This is a genomic window from Plantactinospora sp. A48, assembly GCF_055793945.1.
In genome coordinates, this window is the sequence record NZ_JBTIXF010000050.1 from 1 (window position 1) to 14,704 (window position 14,704).

The 14,704-nt window shown below is 70.6% G+C and carries 17 protein-coding genes and 1 pseudogene; 4 read left to right on the top strand and 14 right to left on the bottom strand.

From position 1 onward, the window contains the following. Nucleotides 1-251: 251 nt before the first annotated feature. From ACXN5W_RS22385 to ACXN5W_RS22445, 13 genes and pseudogenes are all read right to left on the bottom strand, one after another. Nucleotides 252-380 (bottom strand): annotated as a pseudogene (locus tag ACXN5W_RS22385) (DUF2637 domain-containing protein); the annotation flags it as partial. After that, entirely contained in the window at nucleotides 377-3,217 is a 2,841-nt protein-coding gene (locus tag ACXN5W_RS22390) for a BTAD domain-containing putative transcriptional regulator (RefSeq protein ID WP_473160311.1), read from the bottom strand. The pseudogene ACXN5W_RS22385 and the gene ACXN5W_RS22390, both read right to left, overlap by 4 nt. Before the next feature lie 30 nt (nucleotides 3,218-3,247). Next, on the bottom strand, nucleotides 3,248-3,703 hold the full coding sequence (locus ACXN5W_RS22395; RefSeq protein WP_473160312.1) for a pilus assembly protein TadG-related protein: 456 nt from the start codon (nucleotides 3,701-3,703) through the stop codon (nucleotides 3,248-3,250). Then, entirely contained in the window at nucleotides 3,700-4,161 is a 462-nt protein-coding gene (locus tag ACXN5W_RS22400; RefSeq protein WP_473160313.1) for a TadE/TadG family type IV pilus assembly protein, read from the bottom strand. The genes ACXN5W_RS22395 and ACXN5W_RS22400 overlap by 4 nt, the downstream gene beginning before the upstream one ends. Then, the gene (locus tag ACXN5W_RS22405; protein WP_473160314.1) at nucleotides 4,158-4,640 is read right to left on the bottom strand and encodes a TadE/TadG family type IV pilus assembly protein; all 483 of its coding nucleotides are present in this window, start codon (nucleotides 4,638-4,640) and stop codon (nucleotides 4,158-4,160) included. The genes ACXN5W_RS22400 and ACXN5W_RS22405 overlap by 4 nt, the downstream gene beginning before the upstream one ends. A 5-nt stretch (nucleotides 4,641-4,645) precedes the next feature. Then, nucleotides 4,646-4,837, bottom strand: coding sequence for a hypothetical protein (locus ACXN5W_RS22410; protein ID WP_473160315.1), 192 nt, complete (start codon nucleotides 4,835-4,837; stop codon nucleotides 4,646-4,648). 67 nt (nucleotides 4,838-4,904) lie between these two features. Continuing rightward, on the bottom strand, nucleotides 4,905-5,804 hold the full coding sequence (locus tag ACXN5W_RS22415; protein ID WP_473160316.1) for a type II secretion system F family protein: 900 nt from the start codon (nucleotides 5,802-5,804) through the stop codon (nucleotides 4,905-4,907). Next, on the bottom strand, nucleotides 5,801-6,715 hold the full coding sequence (locus ACXN5W_RS22420; protein ID WP_473160317.1) for a type II secretion system F family protein: 915 nt from the start codon (nucleotides 6,713-6,715) through the stop codon (nucleotides 5,801-5,803). Before ACXN5W_RS22420 ends, ACXN5W_RS22415 begins: the two co-directional genes overlap by 4 nt. Next, on the bottom strand, nucleotides 6,706-8,094 hold the full coding sequence (locus tag ACXN5W_RS22425; RefSeq protein WP_473160318.1) for a CpaF family protein: 1,389 nt from the start codon (nucleotides 8,092-8,094) through the stop codon (nucleotides 6,706-6,708). The genes ACXN5W_RS22420 and ACXN5W_RS22425 overlap by 10 nt, the downstream gene beginning before the upstream one ends. Then, nucleotides 8,091-8,900: a hypothetical protein gene (locus tag ACXN5W_RS22430; protein WP_473160319.1), complete on the bottom strand. Its 810-nt coding sequence runs from the start codon at nucleotides 8,898-8,900 to the stop codon at nucleotides 8,091-8,093. Before ACXN5W_RS22430 ends, ACXN5W_RS22425 begins: the two co-directional genes overlap by 4 nt. A gap of 1 nt (nucleotide 8,901) precedes the next feature. Next, entirely contained in the window at nucleotides 8,902-9,507 is a 606-nt protein-coding gene (locus ACXN5W_RS22435) for an SAF domain-containing protein (RefSeq protein WP_473160320.1), read from the bottom strand. Nucleotides 9,508-9,660: 153 nt separating this feature from the next. Then, nucleotides 9,661-10,578 carry a hypothetical protein gene (locus tag ACXN5W_RS22440; protein WP_473160321.1) on the bottom strand — a complete coding sequence of 306 codons (918 nt, stop codon included), beginning with the start codon at nucleotides 10,576-10,578 and terminating at the stop codon, nucleotides 9,661-9,663. Next, a complete protein-coding gene (locus tag ACXN5W_RS22445; RefSeq protein ID WP_473160322.1) occupies nucleotides 10,572-10,925 on the bottom strand; it encodes a hypothetical protein in 354 nt (117 codons plus the stop codon). The genes ACXN5W_RS22440 and ACXN5W_RS22445 overlap by 7 nt, the downstream gene beginning before the upstream one ends. Nucleotides 10,926-11,443: 518 nt before the next feature. On the opposite strand from ACXN5W_RS22445, the gene ACXN5W_RS22450 reads away from it, so the two are divergent. The 3 genes from ACXN5W_RS22450 to ACXN5W_RS22460 all read left to right on the top strand — a co-directional run bounded on the left by ACXN5W_RS22450 (nucleotide 11,444) and on the right by ACXN5W_RS22460 (nucleotide 12,942). Beyond that, the gene (locus ACXN5W_RS22450; RefSeq protein ID WP_473160323.1) at nucleotides 11,444-11,815 is read left to right on the top strand and encodes a hypothetical protein; all 372 of its coding nucleotides are present in this window, start codon (nucleotides 11,444-11,446) and stop codon (nucleotides 11,813-11,815) included. A gap of 72 nt (nucleotides 11,816-11,887) precedes the next feature. Further along, nucleotides 11,888-12,268 (top strand): winged helix-turn-helix transcriptional regulator, encoded by a 381-nt coding sequence (locus ACXN5W_RS22455; protein ID WP_473160324.1) that lies wholly within the window; start codon nucleotides 11,888-11,890, stop codon nucleotides 12,266-12,268. Nucleotides 12,269-12,273: 5 nt separating this feature from the next. After that, entirely contained in the window at nucleotides 12,274-12,942 is a 669-nt protein-coding gene (locus ACXN5W_RS22460) for a prepilin peptidase (RefSeq protein WP_473160325.1), read from the top strand. 254 nt (nucleotides 12,943-13,196) lie between these two features. Here ACXN5W_RS22460 and ACXN5W_RS22465 read toward each other — a convergent pair whose 3' ends face one another. Then, nucleotides 13,197-13,799, bottom strand: a complete 603-nt coding sequence (locus ACXN5W_RS22465) for a TetR/AcrR family transcriptional regulator (RefSeq protein WP_425759475.1) — start codon at nucleotides 13,797-13,799, stop codon at nucleotides 13,197-13,199. A gap of 23 nt (nucleotides 13,800-13,822) precedes the next feature. Between ACXN5W_RS22465 and ACXN5W_RS22470 the strand changes: the two genes are divergently transcribed. Then, nucleotides 13,823-14,563, top strand: a complete 741-nt coding sequence (locus tag ACXN5W_RS22470; protein WP_425759474.1) for an SDR family oxidoreductase — start codon at nucleotides 13,823-13,825, stop codon at nucleotides 14,561-14,563. Nucleotides 14,564-14,704: the final 141 nt, after the last annotated feature.

Genomic DNA, 14,704 nt, shown 5'->3' on the forward strand with positions numbered 1-14,704 from the left:
CGCGCGTGTCAGCAACAGACCGATCTCCTCGCCGGCTTCTTCGCCAGCACCGGCATGACCCTCGAACCCGAGCCACCGAGATAGCTCGAACCTTGGCCTTTCAATCTCTGTAGCAGCGCAGACAGGCCAAGTGACGTTGGACAATGAGCACTCCAGCCGCACCTGGTGAAGCCGAAGTCTTCGCTAGGGGAGCGTGAATATCTAACTCGCGTAACCAGTTCGACGGTGATCAGCAGGGCCAGGGGTGGTCATGCCGCGATGGCTTGGGAGATCGGGTTGGCTTGTGCGTGCAGGATGTTCGCGGTGACCGAGGCGGCTACGCCGAGGGCCAGTGTCGTCCGCACGGCCCATTGCATCCGCTGGAGCCGGCTGGCGTTCATGGTCGTCCTCGGCCGGCGGGGGCGGCGGGTCGGAGTTGGCGTTCGGCGACGCGGCGGGTGGCCTGGGACGGTTCGGCGTCGCCGAGGTCCGCGAGGCGTTCCTCCAATCGGCGCAAGGTGCGCCGGACGGCGTCGGGCCGGTGCTGGCGGCCGTGGATGCGCATGATCCGCTGGTACAGCTCCTCGTTAACGGGGTCGAGGTCGGCAGCGCGTTCGAGGGCGGCGATGGCCTGGTCGGGGTGGTCGGGTTCGAGGATTTCGGCGATGCGGGCATAGGCGGTGAGGATTTGGTGGCGGTAGCTGGTGGCGTAGTCGGTGGCCCAGGTGTGGTCGTGGCCTTCGGCGAAGTCACCTGCGTACAGCTCGGCCGCCCTGCGTAGCGCAACGAGCGTGATTGCCTCATCCTCGCTGCTGGTGGCATGGCCGATGGCGGTGAGCATCTGCCAGAGGTCCACGGCGATGGTCTCGGGGTCGAGTTGGTATCGGCCGGTGGCGGGGTCGTAGACGATGAACATGGGCTCTTCGCGGCCGGTGGCGGCGCGCAGTACCCGCCGGGCGGAGGTGATGTCGGTGCGTACCCGTTTGACGGCGGCGCTCGGGTCGATGTGGGGGTGCAGGTCGGTAGCGAGTTGGTCGAGGGTGCGGCCGGCGGGGTGGGCGGCGAGGACAGCGAGTGTGGTGTAGGAGCCGCTGCGCATGCCGGTGGCGATGGGTCCGGCGTCGGTGGCGACGGTGACCGGGCCGAGCACCCGGAGGCGGACCAAGGCCGCCGCATCATCGGGCTGGGCCGGCGCCGCCTCGTTCGTCTCGACGGTCACCGCGGCCGGCGAGATCTCGGCGGGCGGATCGTCGACGTCAGCGCCGGCCTCGGGACGGGCTATCGCGTCGGTGAGCATGGAGAGGATGGCGGCGAGGTCATCCGCGCCGAGGACGGACAGCCGGGTCACCGGGTGCGGTTCATCGCCGGTGACGGTGCCCTCGGCGCTGATCTCGACAGTGGGGATGCCGTCATGCTGGCCGAGAATGACGGGATGCAGGTCCAGGGCGGCGCGGTGGGTGGCGACGGCCTGAAGGCGGGCGGCGTGCCGGGGGTTGGCGTCGATGAGCAGCACGTACGGCGGTTGTGTCTCGGCGTGGTCGGGGCGGGTGTTGAGGTCGGTGATCGTCTCGGCGTCGAAGGTGTCCAGTAGCCGGCGTCGGCCGATCATCTCTTCTTCGGCGTGGGTGATCGCGGCGGCGGTGTCGGCGAGCACGATGAGGCGTTCTCCGTCGTAGGCGGTGCCGTCGGGGTCGAGGCCGACCGCCGGGGCGGTCTCGGGTAGGAGTCGGGCGAGTAAGTCGGCGGTGGTGACCACCACCGGCTGTCGGACGGCGGTCTCGGCCACGTTGGTGCTCAGGACGGAGGCGAGGACTGCGCAGGCCGCTGGTACGGCTCCGTCGCCGTGTAGGGCGACGCCGGGACCGGGCAGGTGGAACAGGCTTACCTCGGTGCCGTCCGAGTCGACGCCGATCGGTGCCGCCACGGCAGGGCTGGCGGGGCGGTGGTCGCTGCTGGGACCGAGGTGGCGGCTGCCGATGATGTCGACGGGGGCCAGAGACGGCGGCATCGGGGACCGTGGCGGCGCGATATTGACCGGGGCGGGGAAGGTGAGCCGGGCGCGGCGGCGTCGTTGCAGGCGTAGCAGAGCGGCCACGGCGGCGATGGCGGCAGCCAGGCCGAGACTGATCCAGCCCTGCGCCGGCAGCGTAATCCCGGCCTCGTCGGTCGGCTGGTCATCGGAGAGCTCGCTGTCCCGCGCGGGGGTGGCGCCATCGGCCGAGTCGGCGGGGGTGCTCGGTTCGGCGGTAGGCGGTGAAGGGGTGATCGGCTCCGATGCGCTCGCGGCTGGGGTGACGGTGGCCGGCGGCGCGGTCAGTGGGACGGCCGGAGCGGTCTGGTTGGCCTCGGGCGCGGGGGCGTCGGGGCTGCCGGTCTTGGGGTCCTCGATGTGGTGTGGGGTGGCCGCTGGTGTGGCCTCGCGGGCGGGGAGGGCGAGGACCCAGCCGACGTGGATTTCGTCGGGGTCGGTGAGGGCGTAGCCGTTGGCCTGCTTGTGTCCCCGGTTGAGTCGGTAGATCTCCCGCCAGCGGTGCGGGTTGCCGAGGTGCTTGGCGGCGAGATCCCACAGGTTGTCTCCGGCGACGACGCGGTGCGTGCCGCCCGGGGCGTTGCGTGCCCAGGACGGGACGGCGGGGCCGTCTCGGTGGGTGGCGAGCGGGCGGGCGGTACTGGTGGCGGACACGCCGATGGTGACCGCCGGGCGTGGGCCGTGCCGCACGGTTGACAGCGCGGTGGGGTGCGCTGGGGCGACGGCAACGGCGGGGCGGCGGGCGGCGGCGTCGGCGGTAGCCGCACCAGCGGTGGGGGTGCTGGTGACGGCGCGGGCGGCGTCGAACAGGACGGCTCCGACGATCGCGCCGACGAGGGCGGCGGCGATCCAGCGGATCGGGCCGCGTCGACCCGTCGGGGTGCGGGGCTGGCCTCGTCGGCTGACTCTCGCGGCGGCGGACGCCTCGATGATCTCGACGGTGGTGTCGCGCAGGAACTGCGCCCACAGCAGCCAGCCGATCGTGGCCAGCAGGGCGAAGACCATGTTGTCCGACCATGGGCTCGTGATCGCGGCGTGCAGGTCGGTCAGCGTGGGCACCGCATCTGGCTGTGGCCAGCCGATCCAGTCCAGGGGCCAGCCGGCCGCGACGGTCAGCAGCCACGGCACTCCGGCGGTGAAGCCGGCCAGCACGGCGAGGGCGAGCAGGGCGCGCACGGTCCGGGCGATGGCGGCGAAGGTGCGGAACATGCGCGGTCGTCCTCTCTCAGCGTGGCGGGGTCAGGTGGTGGGGCCGGTGACGCCTTGCACGGCGGTGGCGCTCGCGGAGGCGGATACGTCGAGTTGCCGCACGCCGACGATCTGCAGGAGCTGGGTGCGGCTGGCGTGCCGGACGGTCACGGTGACTGTGGTCGTGGTCGCGGTGGCCTCGCCCGTGGCGCCCGCCGAGGCCAGCCACGCCCGTGCGGTCGACGCGGCTCGGGCCGGGTCGAGTACGGCGACGTTGCGGGTGCGGTACTGGTACAGGTCGAGTTCCTGCGCGCCGGCTCTGGCCGCTGCCTGGGCGATGTCGAGGGCGCGGACCTTCTGCGTGAGGGCGAGGCCGGCGTCGAGGACCAGGCCGGCCACGGCGAGCAGGGCGACCATCATCAGGACCGCGAACGCGGTCACCTGGCCGGAGTCGTCTGCGGTGCGTTCGCGGAGCCGCCGCCAGCGGCCGGCATCGGGTTGCCTCACGAGGGGCCTCCTTTCCACACGTCGATGGGGGAGGTCGCGGTGGCCCGCGTGGTGCGGGTGCCGGGCACGGACAGTAGGGCGAGGTCGGACAGGGGAACGGTGCAGGCCACGGTCACGGTGACCGCACCGCCTGGGTGGAGACCGCCGGTGGCCACGGTGACGCTGACCTGCTGGCAGGTGACCGCGCGGGCGGCGAGGGTCTCCCGCGCGGTGCGATCGGCCTCGGCGTGGGCGGCGGCGTCGGTGCGGGCGAGGGAGGCGGACCGGGCCGCGGCGCTGGCGGCGGCGTCGAGGTCCATCTGTGCGGTGACCAGCCTCCCGCACAGCACCACGAACACCATGACGGCCACCAGCAACGGGGTAAGAAGGGCCGCCTCGGTGGTGCTCGCTCCCCGGTCGCCCAGGGCGATGACCTGCCGCAGCCGGAACCGTCCGGCTCGCGCACCGGCCCGGGTCATGGCGCGGCTCCGTCGTCGGGCACGAAGCGCTCGACGGGTCGTACGACGGTGGCGCGGACGGTCCACCGCACACCAGGGACCACGGTCGCGGCGGTACCGGTGATCTCGGTGCGGACCTCGGTGGCGGTGCGGGTCACCGACACCGACGGGTCCTTGAGAACGCCGCTACCGATGGCGGCGAGGGTTTGCTCGCCCGCGTCGCGGCCGGCGCCGGCACTCGATTGGTAGCCGGCGGCGGCGTTGCCCGTCCGGGTCGCGGCGCTCTGCGCAACGTGGGTGGCGTGCATCCACACTCCGGCCTGGATGATGAACATGACGATGAGCAGCAGCAGGGGCATGGCGATGGCCAGCTCAGCGGTCGCGCTGCCCGCCTCGGAGCGGGTGGCCACGCGCCGCCAGCGGGCGTGTAGCCACCGGGCCGTTCCGAGCGCCGGGGAGTGTGCGTGTTCGGCGTGGCGTCTCCGGATGGTTGGCGGCATCGGTGTCAGCCGAGGTTGATGCTGTTGGCCTTGGCGGTGACCTTGACCGCGATGATGCCGAGGACCACGAGCGCCAGGGTCACCAGCACGGCGGTGACGAGGACGGCTTCGGTGGAGTAGCCGCCGTCTTTGGTGTCGCGCACCGCCTGCCAGCGGTGCCGCAGCTCGGCGGCGAGGTAGGTGACGAGAGCGGACATTGCGGGTTCCTCCAATGCGGCAAGGGACCTGGTGGCTGTTCGGGATTGGTGAACTGGCACGCGTCTCCTACAGCCCGCCGAGTACGGCGGCGATGGCGGGGTATCCGAGGAAGATCAGGAAGCCGGCGAACAGGGCGACGATGGGCAGGGCCATGCGTTCGGTGGCGGCGTTGGCCTCGCCTTCGGCGTCGGTGAGTTGCCGGGCGCGTAGAGCGATGGCCCGGGAGCGCAGTGACGCGCGGACCTTCGCTCCCTCGGTCCCGGCCAGCCCGACCGTGGCGGCGAGCTGCTGCAACTCGGCCACCGCGACCCGGCGGCCGAGGGCGGCGAGGATGTCCCACGGCGGTACCCGGGCCAACCGCGCCTCGGTCAGCGCGTACCGCAGTTCGGTGTAGGCAGGGCCGGAGCCAACCTGCGCCGCGTCGTCGAGTGCCTGGTCCACACCCGACCCGGAGGCGAGGCTGATGACGACCAAGTCCAGAAACGAGGACAAGGCGTCGCGGAACGCGGCCCGGTGCCTGGCTGCCTCCGATCGCACCGACAGTTCCGGGGCGAGGAAACCGGCCGCGCCGAGCAGCAGCGACGCGGCGGCGGGCGCGGCCGGGCCGGAGCCGACACCGCCGAGCGCGAGCAGTCCGGCCGCTACCGGAGGCAGCAGGAGCCCGAATACCGTCGCGGTCGCCTGTTCGGCGAGATGCACGTCGACCGGCTTATCAAGGGTGGCGAGGTCACGGCGGGTGCTGGCCAGGGGAAGACCGGCCCGGCGTAGCCACCGCACGGCCGGGCGGCCCCATCGTCCGGTCCACCCCGGTGTGCGGGTCTCGGTGGTGGCGTCGGCGGCGCGGTCGAGCCCGTACGGGGCGTCGAGGGCCTTGTCCAGCCGGGGTGGGCGGGGAAACCAGCCCACCACCAGCAGCCACAGGCCCACTCCGGTGCCGAGCCCGGCCAGCAGTATCAGTCCGGTCATGGCGACACCGCCTCGGTCTCGGCCGGCGCGGCGATCCCCGCCAAGATCCGCGCGGTGTCGCGGTCGCGCATGAGCCGGCCGAGCCAGGTGAACGCGGCGGCGAAGCAGCCACCGGCGGCCAGGAGGACGAGTTGACCGGTCGCCGTGTCGAACGGGGCCAGGTAGCCCCGGTTGAGCAGTGCCAGCAGTCCGGCCATGGTCAGGGTGGCGCCGACGATGACCCGCGCGGAGGTGCGGTTGCGTTTGCGGGCGGCGGCGATGCGCTGCCGGGAGGCGACCTTCGCCCGCGCGGACGCGGCCAGCTCGCCCAGCACGTCGCCGAGCTGTCCGGCGCTGCCCCGTGCCGCCATCACCAGTCCGGCGACCACGAGATCGGCGGTCGGGTCGGCCAGCTCGGCGGCGAACGCGCGCAGCGCGTCAGGCAGCCGCCAACTGCGCTGTAGGCGCACCGCGAGCCGGGTCACCTCCTCGCGGATCGGCTCCGGGGACTCGATCGCGCTGGCCGTGATCGCTTGTTCCAGCCCGGCCGCGCCGGACAGGTTGTCCCGCAACGCCTCGGTCCAGGTGGCGATGGCCTCGATCCGGGCCACCCGGCGGGCGTGGTCGCGGTCGGGGCCGATGACGGCCGGTAGCATCCACGCCCCGACTGTGGACAGGGCCGCCGCGACTGGCCAGCGGGTCACCACACCGACGACCACACCGACGGCCAGGCACAGCGCCACCCTGCGCCGGTCCACCGGCCCACGGGCCAGAGCCAGCCTCGACAGTCGCGACAGTCGCGACTCTATGTTGGAGTCGCCGGGCCCGTCGTTGTCCCGGGGCGACAGGCCCAACGCCAGCAGGACCAACCCGAACGCGGTTCCGGCCCCCAGCAGGGCAGCGAGGGGCACCGTCAACACCATCACGCCCACCCCCCACCCGGTGCGGTGCGGGCCTCGTCGAGCAACCCGGGGTCGAAGCCGCACCCGGCCAGCGCCGACAGCAACCCGGTCGACGGTGGCGCACCCAGGACGGCCCGCCCATCCCGGTCGGGCCGGAAGATCTCGTTGCTGGACACGGCCAGCCCGTCCGCGCCGGCCACCTCCCGCACCGACGTCACCGCCCGCGCTCCGCCCCGCCCGACGAACCCCAGGTGTACGACCAGGTGAACCGCCTCGGCGACCAGGAGGTTGGTGGTGGCCGGGTCGAGGCGTTCCGGCGCCTGCGCGGCGTAGAGCATGAGCTTGTGGAACGCCCCGGCCGACGACGAGGCATGGATGGTGCCCAGCGAACCGTCGTTGCCCTGCGACATGGCGTTGAGCATGGGGATGACCTCGTGCCCGCGGATCTCCCCCACGATGACCCGGTCCGGTGACATCCGAAGCCCCGAGCGGAACAACATGCTCATATCGATCGCACCTTCGCCCTCGACGTTGGCCTCCCGCGACTGCAACGCCACCACGTCCGGATGCACGGCCCTGTCCGCGTCGAGCGCCAGCTCGTAGGTGTCCTCGATCGTGACGATCCGCTCGCCCGGTGGGATCGCCGAGGCGAGGGCACGCAGCAGAGTGGTCTTGCCCGCGCCGGTGCGCCCGGCGATCAGCACGTTCAGCCTCGCCCGTACCGCGGCGGCCAGCAGCTCCCGCAGCACCGGGTTGACGGTGCCGAGCTGCTCCAGATCGGCCAGGGTGACCTTCACGTAGCCGTGCCGGCGGATCGACAGCACCGGACGCCGGGCCACCGACATGATCGCGTGCAGACGGGAACCATCCGCGAGCTGCAAGTTGAGGATCGGCGCGGCCCGGTCCCAATGACGTTCCTCCCCGCCCTCACCGCCGATCTCCGCGCGCCCGGCGTCAGCCGCCAAGCGGCGGATCAACTCCACCATCTCCGCATCCGAGTCGGCGACCGGCCCCACCTGGGCGCGGCTGCCGTCGCTGTAGCGGACGAACACCTGGTCACAACCGTTGGCGTTGACCTCCTCGACCCGGTCATCGTTGAGCAACGGTTGCAGGCCGCCCGCGCCGAGCAGCATGTCCGCCACCGCCCGACCCACCCGCGACTCGACGTCCGGGCGCAGCGGCGGACGCCCGGCGTTCATCTCCTGCGTGGCGTATCCGTCCAGAACCTCATTGATCAACCGGCGGGTTGTCGCCGCGCGGTCGTCGGCGGGCATCGGCGAGCCGGTGGCCGTCTCGTGCGCCCGGGTGGCCCGGGTCAGCCGCTCGGCGACCTCCCGGCGGATGCGCCCCACCACCGTGACCTCGCCCGTCTCCGCGGAACCCGGGGCCGGCAGGAAGGGACCGGTCATGATGCCTCCTCCCCCGCTGTGCTGGTGGACTGCGCGGCCACGGTCGGCAGGTAGGGGGCGAGGTCGATCCACAGCCGCGCGTAGGCGGCCATCAGAGGCAGGCGACGCCACCGCAGGCCCGCCACCAGTTCCCCGCCGAGCACCGCCGCCGCCCGTTCGTCATGCGGCAGGGGACCAAGTACGGTCACCGACTCCGGGCCCCGGGCCAACTCCCGCCCGACGTAGGTCGCCAGCACGTCCGCCACGTCCGCCGCCGAATACACCCCGCCCGCACCGAGCAGCACCACCAGCCGGCCAGCGCCCGCATCAACCAGGTCACCCAGATACTCACGCAGATGTGCCACCTCGTCGGCGCCAGCCCGAACCAGCACCACCACCGCATCGGCGAGCCGCAGCAACGGCCACACCGGCGAATCCGGCCCCAACCGGCCACAGTCCGCCAGCACCACCCGATCGGTCGAGGCCAGCACCGCCCGGCCGCTACCAGTCAGCTCCGGCACGGCCGCGCGGGTCTGCGCCCCACCCGCCGGGGCGACCACCACCGGCACCCCCGCCTCCCGCACCACCACCGACTGAGACGCGGCGGCGAACACATCCCCAGAACTCGCCGCGCCCCGCGCGGCAGCGGCCAGGTCCACCACGCTCGGCACCGCCGCCAACCCGTGCCGGCGCATCAGGTCCCCACCCGCCGGATCGCACTCCACCACCACCGGCCGCGCCCACAGCGGCGCGACCGCAGCCAACCCAAGGGCCGTCGTCGTCACACCCGGACGACCCTTCACATACGTCACCGCCACCAGAGGCATATCAACCCCCCACCGGTGAGGTCTGCATCAGCACCACACCGCCAGACGGAGCCGCCGCCAACCGCGGCGCGTCCGAGGCAGCCAGCAGAAGCGTGACGACCGTCGAACCCTGGCCATCCCCGGCGAGGTCCACCCCCAACACCACCGCCGACAACCGCGCCGGGGCCGACCCGCTCGCCGCCGAGCTGGCCACCGGAGCCGGCTGCCCACCCTCCCGGACGGCCGACACGTAGGCGGACACCTTCGCCCCCGCCGCAAGCCCCTGCGGATACTGACCCGGCTTCAAAGCCACCGAGGCACTCACCTGACCGGCGGGCGGAAACGCGGCATCCCCCAGCAACTCCGGCGTCAGCAACATGCCAGCCACCAACGGCACCACCGCCGTCCGACCCACCACCCCCGCTGCCTGGGAGGCCGGAACCAACCGCACGCCGGGATCACGGGCGGCGGAGACCTGCTTGAGGTCCGCAGCCGTGATCGCCTGCCCGACGGCCACCGGCCGCGCCACCGCGAGTACCTGAACACGATCACCGAGTTGAGCCGCCCCGTACGCATAGGCCAGCACGCACACGATGACCAGCAACCCGCCCAACGCGACGAACGGCAACCGGCGACGCCGCCGGGTCGCCCGCCACGGCCCCCGCCCGGCACGGGCAGCAGCAGGCGCACGATCTTCTAGACCTGTTTTTGGACGCACGGAATCCAGCGCCATGACATGTCCTCCTCGGGATGCGGCGCTCGAACGAACTGATTTGCTGACCTAGCGCACGACCGCCTGCGACTCCTGAACCCGGGTCTGCACCTGCCCGGTCGTGGTCAATCCCGGCACCGTGCCGGACTCCCCCGCCCCGGCCCAGGTCACCTCCCACATGACCGTCACCGTCACGGTGTAACGCCCGCCCGGTGAGCCCGCCGAGGACCGCCGGTACACATGCCCACAGTCAGGCGACCCCTTCGCCGGATCCGCCCCGGCCGTCCACGGCGTCCCCGGCCCGACACACGTCACCGTCACCCCGTCACCCATCGACCAACTCGCCCGTACCGGCCGCGCCGTCGCCGTAACACTGACACCCGGCACCGAGGCGGTAGCCGACCGCGACCCCCACGAACCCCGGTCAACCGCCAGCCACACCGGCAGGTTGACAAGCTGATCACCCGGCGGATTCATCCGAATGACGACCGCCGGCAGGTCAAGACGCGCCCGCGCCTGCCGCGCCAACACCGCCGGCGACACCACCGGAGGCGCCCCCGGCATCCACACCAAACCGCTGGACACCCCTCCAAACCCACCGTTCTCGGCGTAACACGTCCGCACATACCAGCCACCCTCACCGGCCGGCTGACCACCAACCCCATCGATAGTCGAGGGCGACGGGTCGGCCGGAGCGTAGTAACAACCATCCGCGCCAGCCCACGCCCCATCCCGCTCGCACGGAATTTCCCCACCCGACGGCTTCCGGCATTTACCGTCCCCACCTCGGCCCCCGCCATCGCCGCCGCCTGGCTTACTCGGCTGGCCGGGAGCGCCCGCGTTGATGTCACAGACCGGACGCGGGTCGTCCTTGCTGCACTCCACACCACCGGTGCCGCCACCGGCATAGGCGACTGCCGGCGCCGCCAAGAGGAACGCCACCGCGACGGTGGCCACAGCCGTGAGTCGTCGCGTACCCGTCAGCATGTTCCCGCCTTCTCCAGAATGAACGAGCTGACCCGCCAGCCCTCGGCTGTCCGGTCGACGGTCGCGGTCGTGCGGTGCTTGCCTCCGGGCTCGCCGTTGGCCAGACCACCGGATGCCTTGTGTTCCAGCCAGTTCTCGTCGTTCACGCAGTCCAGGACCGTGGCCTTAGCGGGGTCCTCGGTGGGCGTCAAAGCTGTGACCTTCGGGTCAAGCATCAGATCACCGAGGATGACTTCCTTCTGCTCCCGGTTGGTGTAGAGCGCGTTGACGATCAGCCTGAGCGCCTGACCCGAGGCGTACTTGCGCAAGTCGGGGGCGTCGGGGTCCGACACCTTGCCCGCCTCCACGAAGGCATCCCACATGCCTCGGTACGCGGCAATGGCCTCACTGCCGGCGGTCGCATTCGGTCCAGGGGTCGTAGGGGGTGGCGATGTCGCCAAGGTTGTCGGTTCTGGCTGGTCAGAGTCGCTGGAACGGCAAGCGGCACTGAATAGCATCGACGCACCGACGAGACAAACCACGACCGGACGGGTCAGCACCGGCTCCTACCTCCGAATCTCGTAAACGGCCCCCTGGTGATGACCGGCTCTGCCAGGCTTGACCCCGGCCGGATCACCGGTCGCCTCCAAGGTCACAAATCGTGTTTACACCCTGACCCCACGGTGATGTCTACGTGCGCACCTGCACCTACACGCCCGGAACGGGCAAAACGCACGCGCGCGAAGGTACGTACGTCTAAGTCACCAGGTGTGCCCAAATGATCACAAAGCATCCAAGATGGTGTCGCTTACCCGACAGATCAGTAGGCATCAATTACGGCTAGGCTTCCCCGAAAATTGAGGTGCGAGAAGGGTGGTAACGGCCGATGGGCGACCACGATCGCACGGAGCGGACGCTGACCCTACTGGCGCGGCGCGGCGCGTTCGAGTTGCTGCTCGCGATGCACGATCGCGGCGGCACCGCCAACTTCGCCCAGATCGCCGTCGAATCCCCACGACCGACAGCTCTGCTGAGAGCGATGGCAGCGGACGGCTTCCTGGTCAGCTCGCACGGCGGCTCGATGGACGGCGAGCCCTTCGCGGACGCCCACTTCTGTCTGACCAGCAAGGGCGAGGCCATCTTCGGCCACCTCCTTCGCCTGCGCCAGTGGCTGGCCTCGCGTGCGGCGTCGACCCCGAATCCGGTCGACCACCGATTCAACAATCGAGATGCGTCAAATGCGATGGGTTGCCCCTAAAGATCCCCTAACCATCAGCACCCATTCCATAATGGACAGCGACCATCTCCATGCTAAGCGCTCGCCGAACAGTTGTGTGACCTCATAGACTGGCGTCGCGACCTTGCGTGCTCGATTCGGGGGAGGAGAACTGCGCTGACGAATGACCTCGAACACCTACTCAACCTGGCCAAGCGGAAGCTGTCCGTTACGATCCTGACCGCCCTCCGCGAAGGACCGCTGCGCTACTCCAAGCTGCACCACGCGGTCTCCCAGACCAGTCCCAACGTCGTGCATGCCCGCACGCTGACCGACACCCTGAACTACCTGCGGGCCCAGGACCTTGTCGAGCACCACCAGGGCGACACCGGAGCCGACTACCGGCTAACCACCGGCGGCGTTGAACTGGTCGATCTCCTCAGCGAAATCGATCGATGGAGCCGACAGCACCGCGCCAGCGGCGAGCGAACCTAACAATCGTGACGAACAGCCTCGCCGCGATCGGCCTCGGCCTCGCAGGCGCGATGGCTGGCATCCCGATAGCCGCCATCGCGTACGGCACACAGGCGTCCGGGCCGGTTCGCCTACCCGCCCGGTGGTGGACCGGCAGTCCAGCACGCCCCGCAGAAGCGACCGGCACCGCCGTCCTCACAGCGACCGCCGCCGCCATAATCGGCGCCACCACGCCCACGGGCATTGCACTGCCGGCCTTCTGGATCTTCGCAGTGGTCGGAGTAGGGCTGGCAATCATCGACATTCGGCGCCGTCGCCTGCCCCATCGACTCACCGGCTTGTTGTGGCTCTCGTCCGGGCTGAGCTTCCTTGCCGTAGCCATCCTCGACAGAGACCCAGCACCGTTGCTTCGAGCCACCAGCGCGGGAGCCGCCACCTCGGGCATTCTGTTGCTTGTGGCCTTGGCCATGCCCGGCCAACTCGGCCTCGGTGACGTTATCCTTGCGGGCGCGGTCACATTCAACCTTGGCTGGCTGAGCTGGCAGGCGGCGGTTACCGGTCTTCTGGCCGGGCTGCTCCTACAAGGCGCTGTAAGCATCGCTCACTTCTGCAGACGGGCTGACCGCGCCAACTCGTCACCCATGGGACCAGCACTCATCGGCGGCTGGCTGCTGGCCACAACTCTCACCACGTAGGGCCGCCGGCCTTGGCACCTATGACCGATGTCGGCGTACGGGTTCCGGTGCAGAGCGCGGTACGCCAAATGTGCAGAGCCTCAGTGAATGGCGCTGGGGGACCTCGCAGCGCCGGTCGCCCGGCGACGCGCGTCCATTGCTCACGATGAGTGACCGGTGGACGCGGGCCGTCGCCCGAATCGCGGCAGAAGCGGATGGGGTCGGCTGCGTCAGCCTGACCTCGAACTCGTACCAGCACCCAGCGCCCGTGGGGCTCAGGGATGGTGTGCCCGGAGTCCGTCGATCAGGATTGACAACAACCGAGGCCCGCGGGCGTCGAGTTCGGTGTCGTCCAGTCGCGACAGCCAGCTGATGAGCACGATAACGTCGCGGACCTCCACGTCCGGGCGGAGGCTGCCAGTCGCGCGGCCCGCATTCAGCAACAGTTCGACCGCGTCGCCGATCGGGCCGAGGCTGTGGGCAGCAAGATCGCGCCAGGTGGCCGCCTCGACGGCCGCGAACACATCGCGTTTGACCCGAGCGTAAGCAGCCACCCGATCGAACCAGGCCGCGAGCGCGTCCATAGACTCGCGGCGCTCCACCAACTGTGCGGCCGCGGCGACCAACTCGTCGACTTCCTGGCGGTAGACCTCCACCAGGAGGTCCTCGCGGGTGGGGAAATGCCGGTAGAGCGTCCCTTGCCCTATGCCGCACGCCTTGGCGACCGCATTGAGCTTCAACTCACCCGATTCGCGTACCAGCTCCCGCGCCGCTTGCAAGATCCGTTCCCGATTGAGCCGCGCGTCGGACCGTCGCGGCGCACCGCTCTTGGCAGAAGCGGACACGTGTCCGCTATGCTGATCGGGATAACCGGACATGTGTCCATTCTAGGGGAGTCGCCATGACCATCCAGGGCAAGGTAGTCGCCATCACTGGCGCCAGCAGTGGCATCGGTGAAGCAACAGCGCGCCATCTCGCATCCTGTGGCGCGGTCGTCGTGCTGGGCGCCCGCCGCACCGACCGGCTGGATCAGCTGGTCGGCGAGATCACCGCTGCGGGCGGCGCCGCGGCCGCCGTCCGCGCCGATGTCACCGACCCCGACGACCTCCAGTCGCTGGTCGACACCGCCGTCAAACGGTTCGGCCGGCTGGACGTCCTGATCGGCAACGCCGGAATCACCAGGATCGGCCGAATGGACGACCTCGACGTCGCGGGCTGGTCGGCCATGGTCGACGTGAACGTCAAGGGCATCCTGCACGGGATCGCCGCAGCGCTGCCGGTGTTCCGCCGTCAGGGCAGCGGCCACCTGGTTACCGTGGTGTCGACCTCAGGACTAAAAATCGTCCCCACGCAGGCGGTGTACGCCGGAACGAAGAACGCGGTCCGCACCTTCCTAGAGGCTTTGCGCCAGGAGAGTACCGACGGCGTCCTGCGCACCACGTCGATCTCCCCGGGCTACGTTCGCACCGAGCTCATCGACAACGCCCTCGACGATCCGGCCATGCGCGAGCAGGCCAGGCAGAACATGGCCGAACTCGGCATCGACCCGGCATCGGTGGCCAGGGCAATCGCCTTCGCAATCGACCAACCAGACGACGTCGAGATTGGCGACCTGACCATCCGACCCACCCGCCAGGGCTGAGCCACCACTCCTCGGCCATCTCCGTGAGCCAGCCACCGGCGCGAGACGCGACCCCGCGTAGCGACCGGATCGCGGCAGATGTTCGCACGTGACCTTGCGGTCGAGACGCCGGCGCCCGGATCGTGGCTGATCCGGATGTTT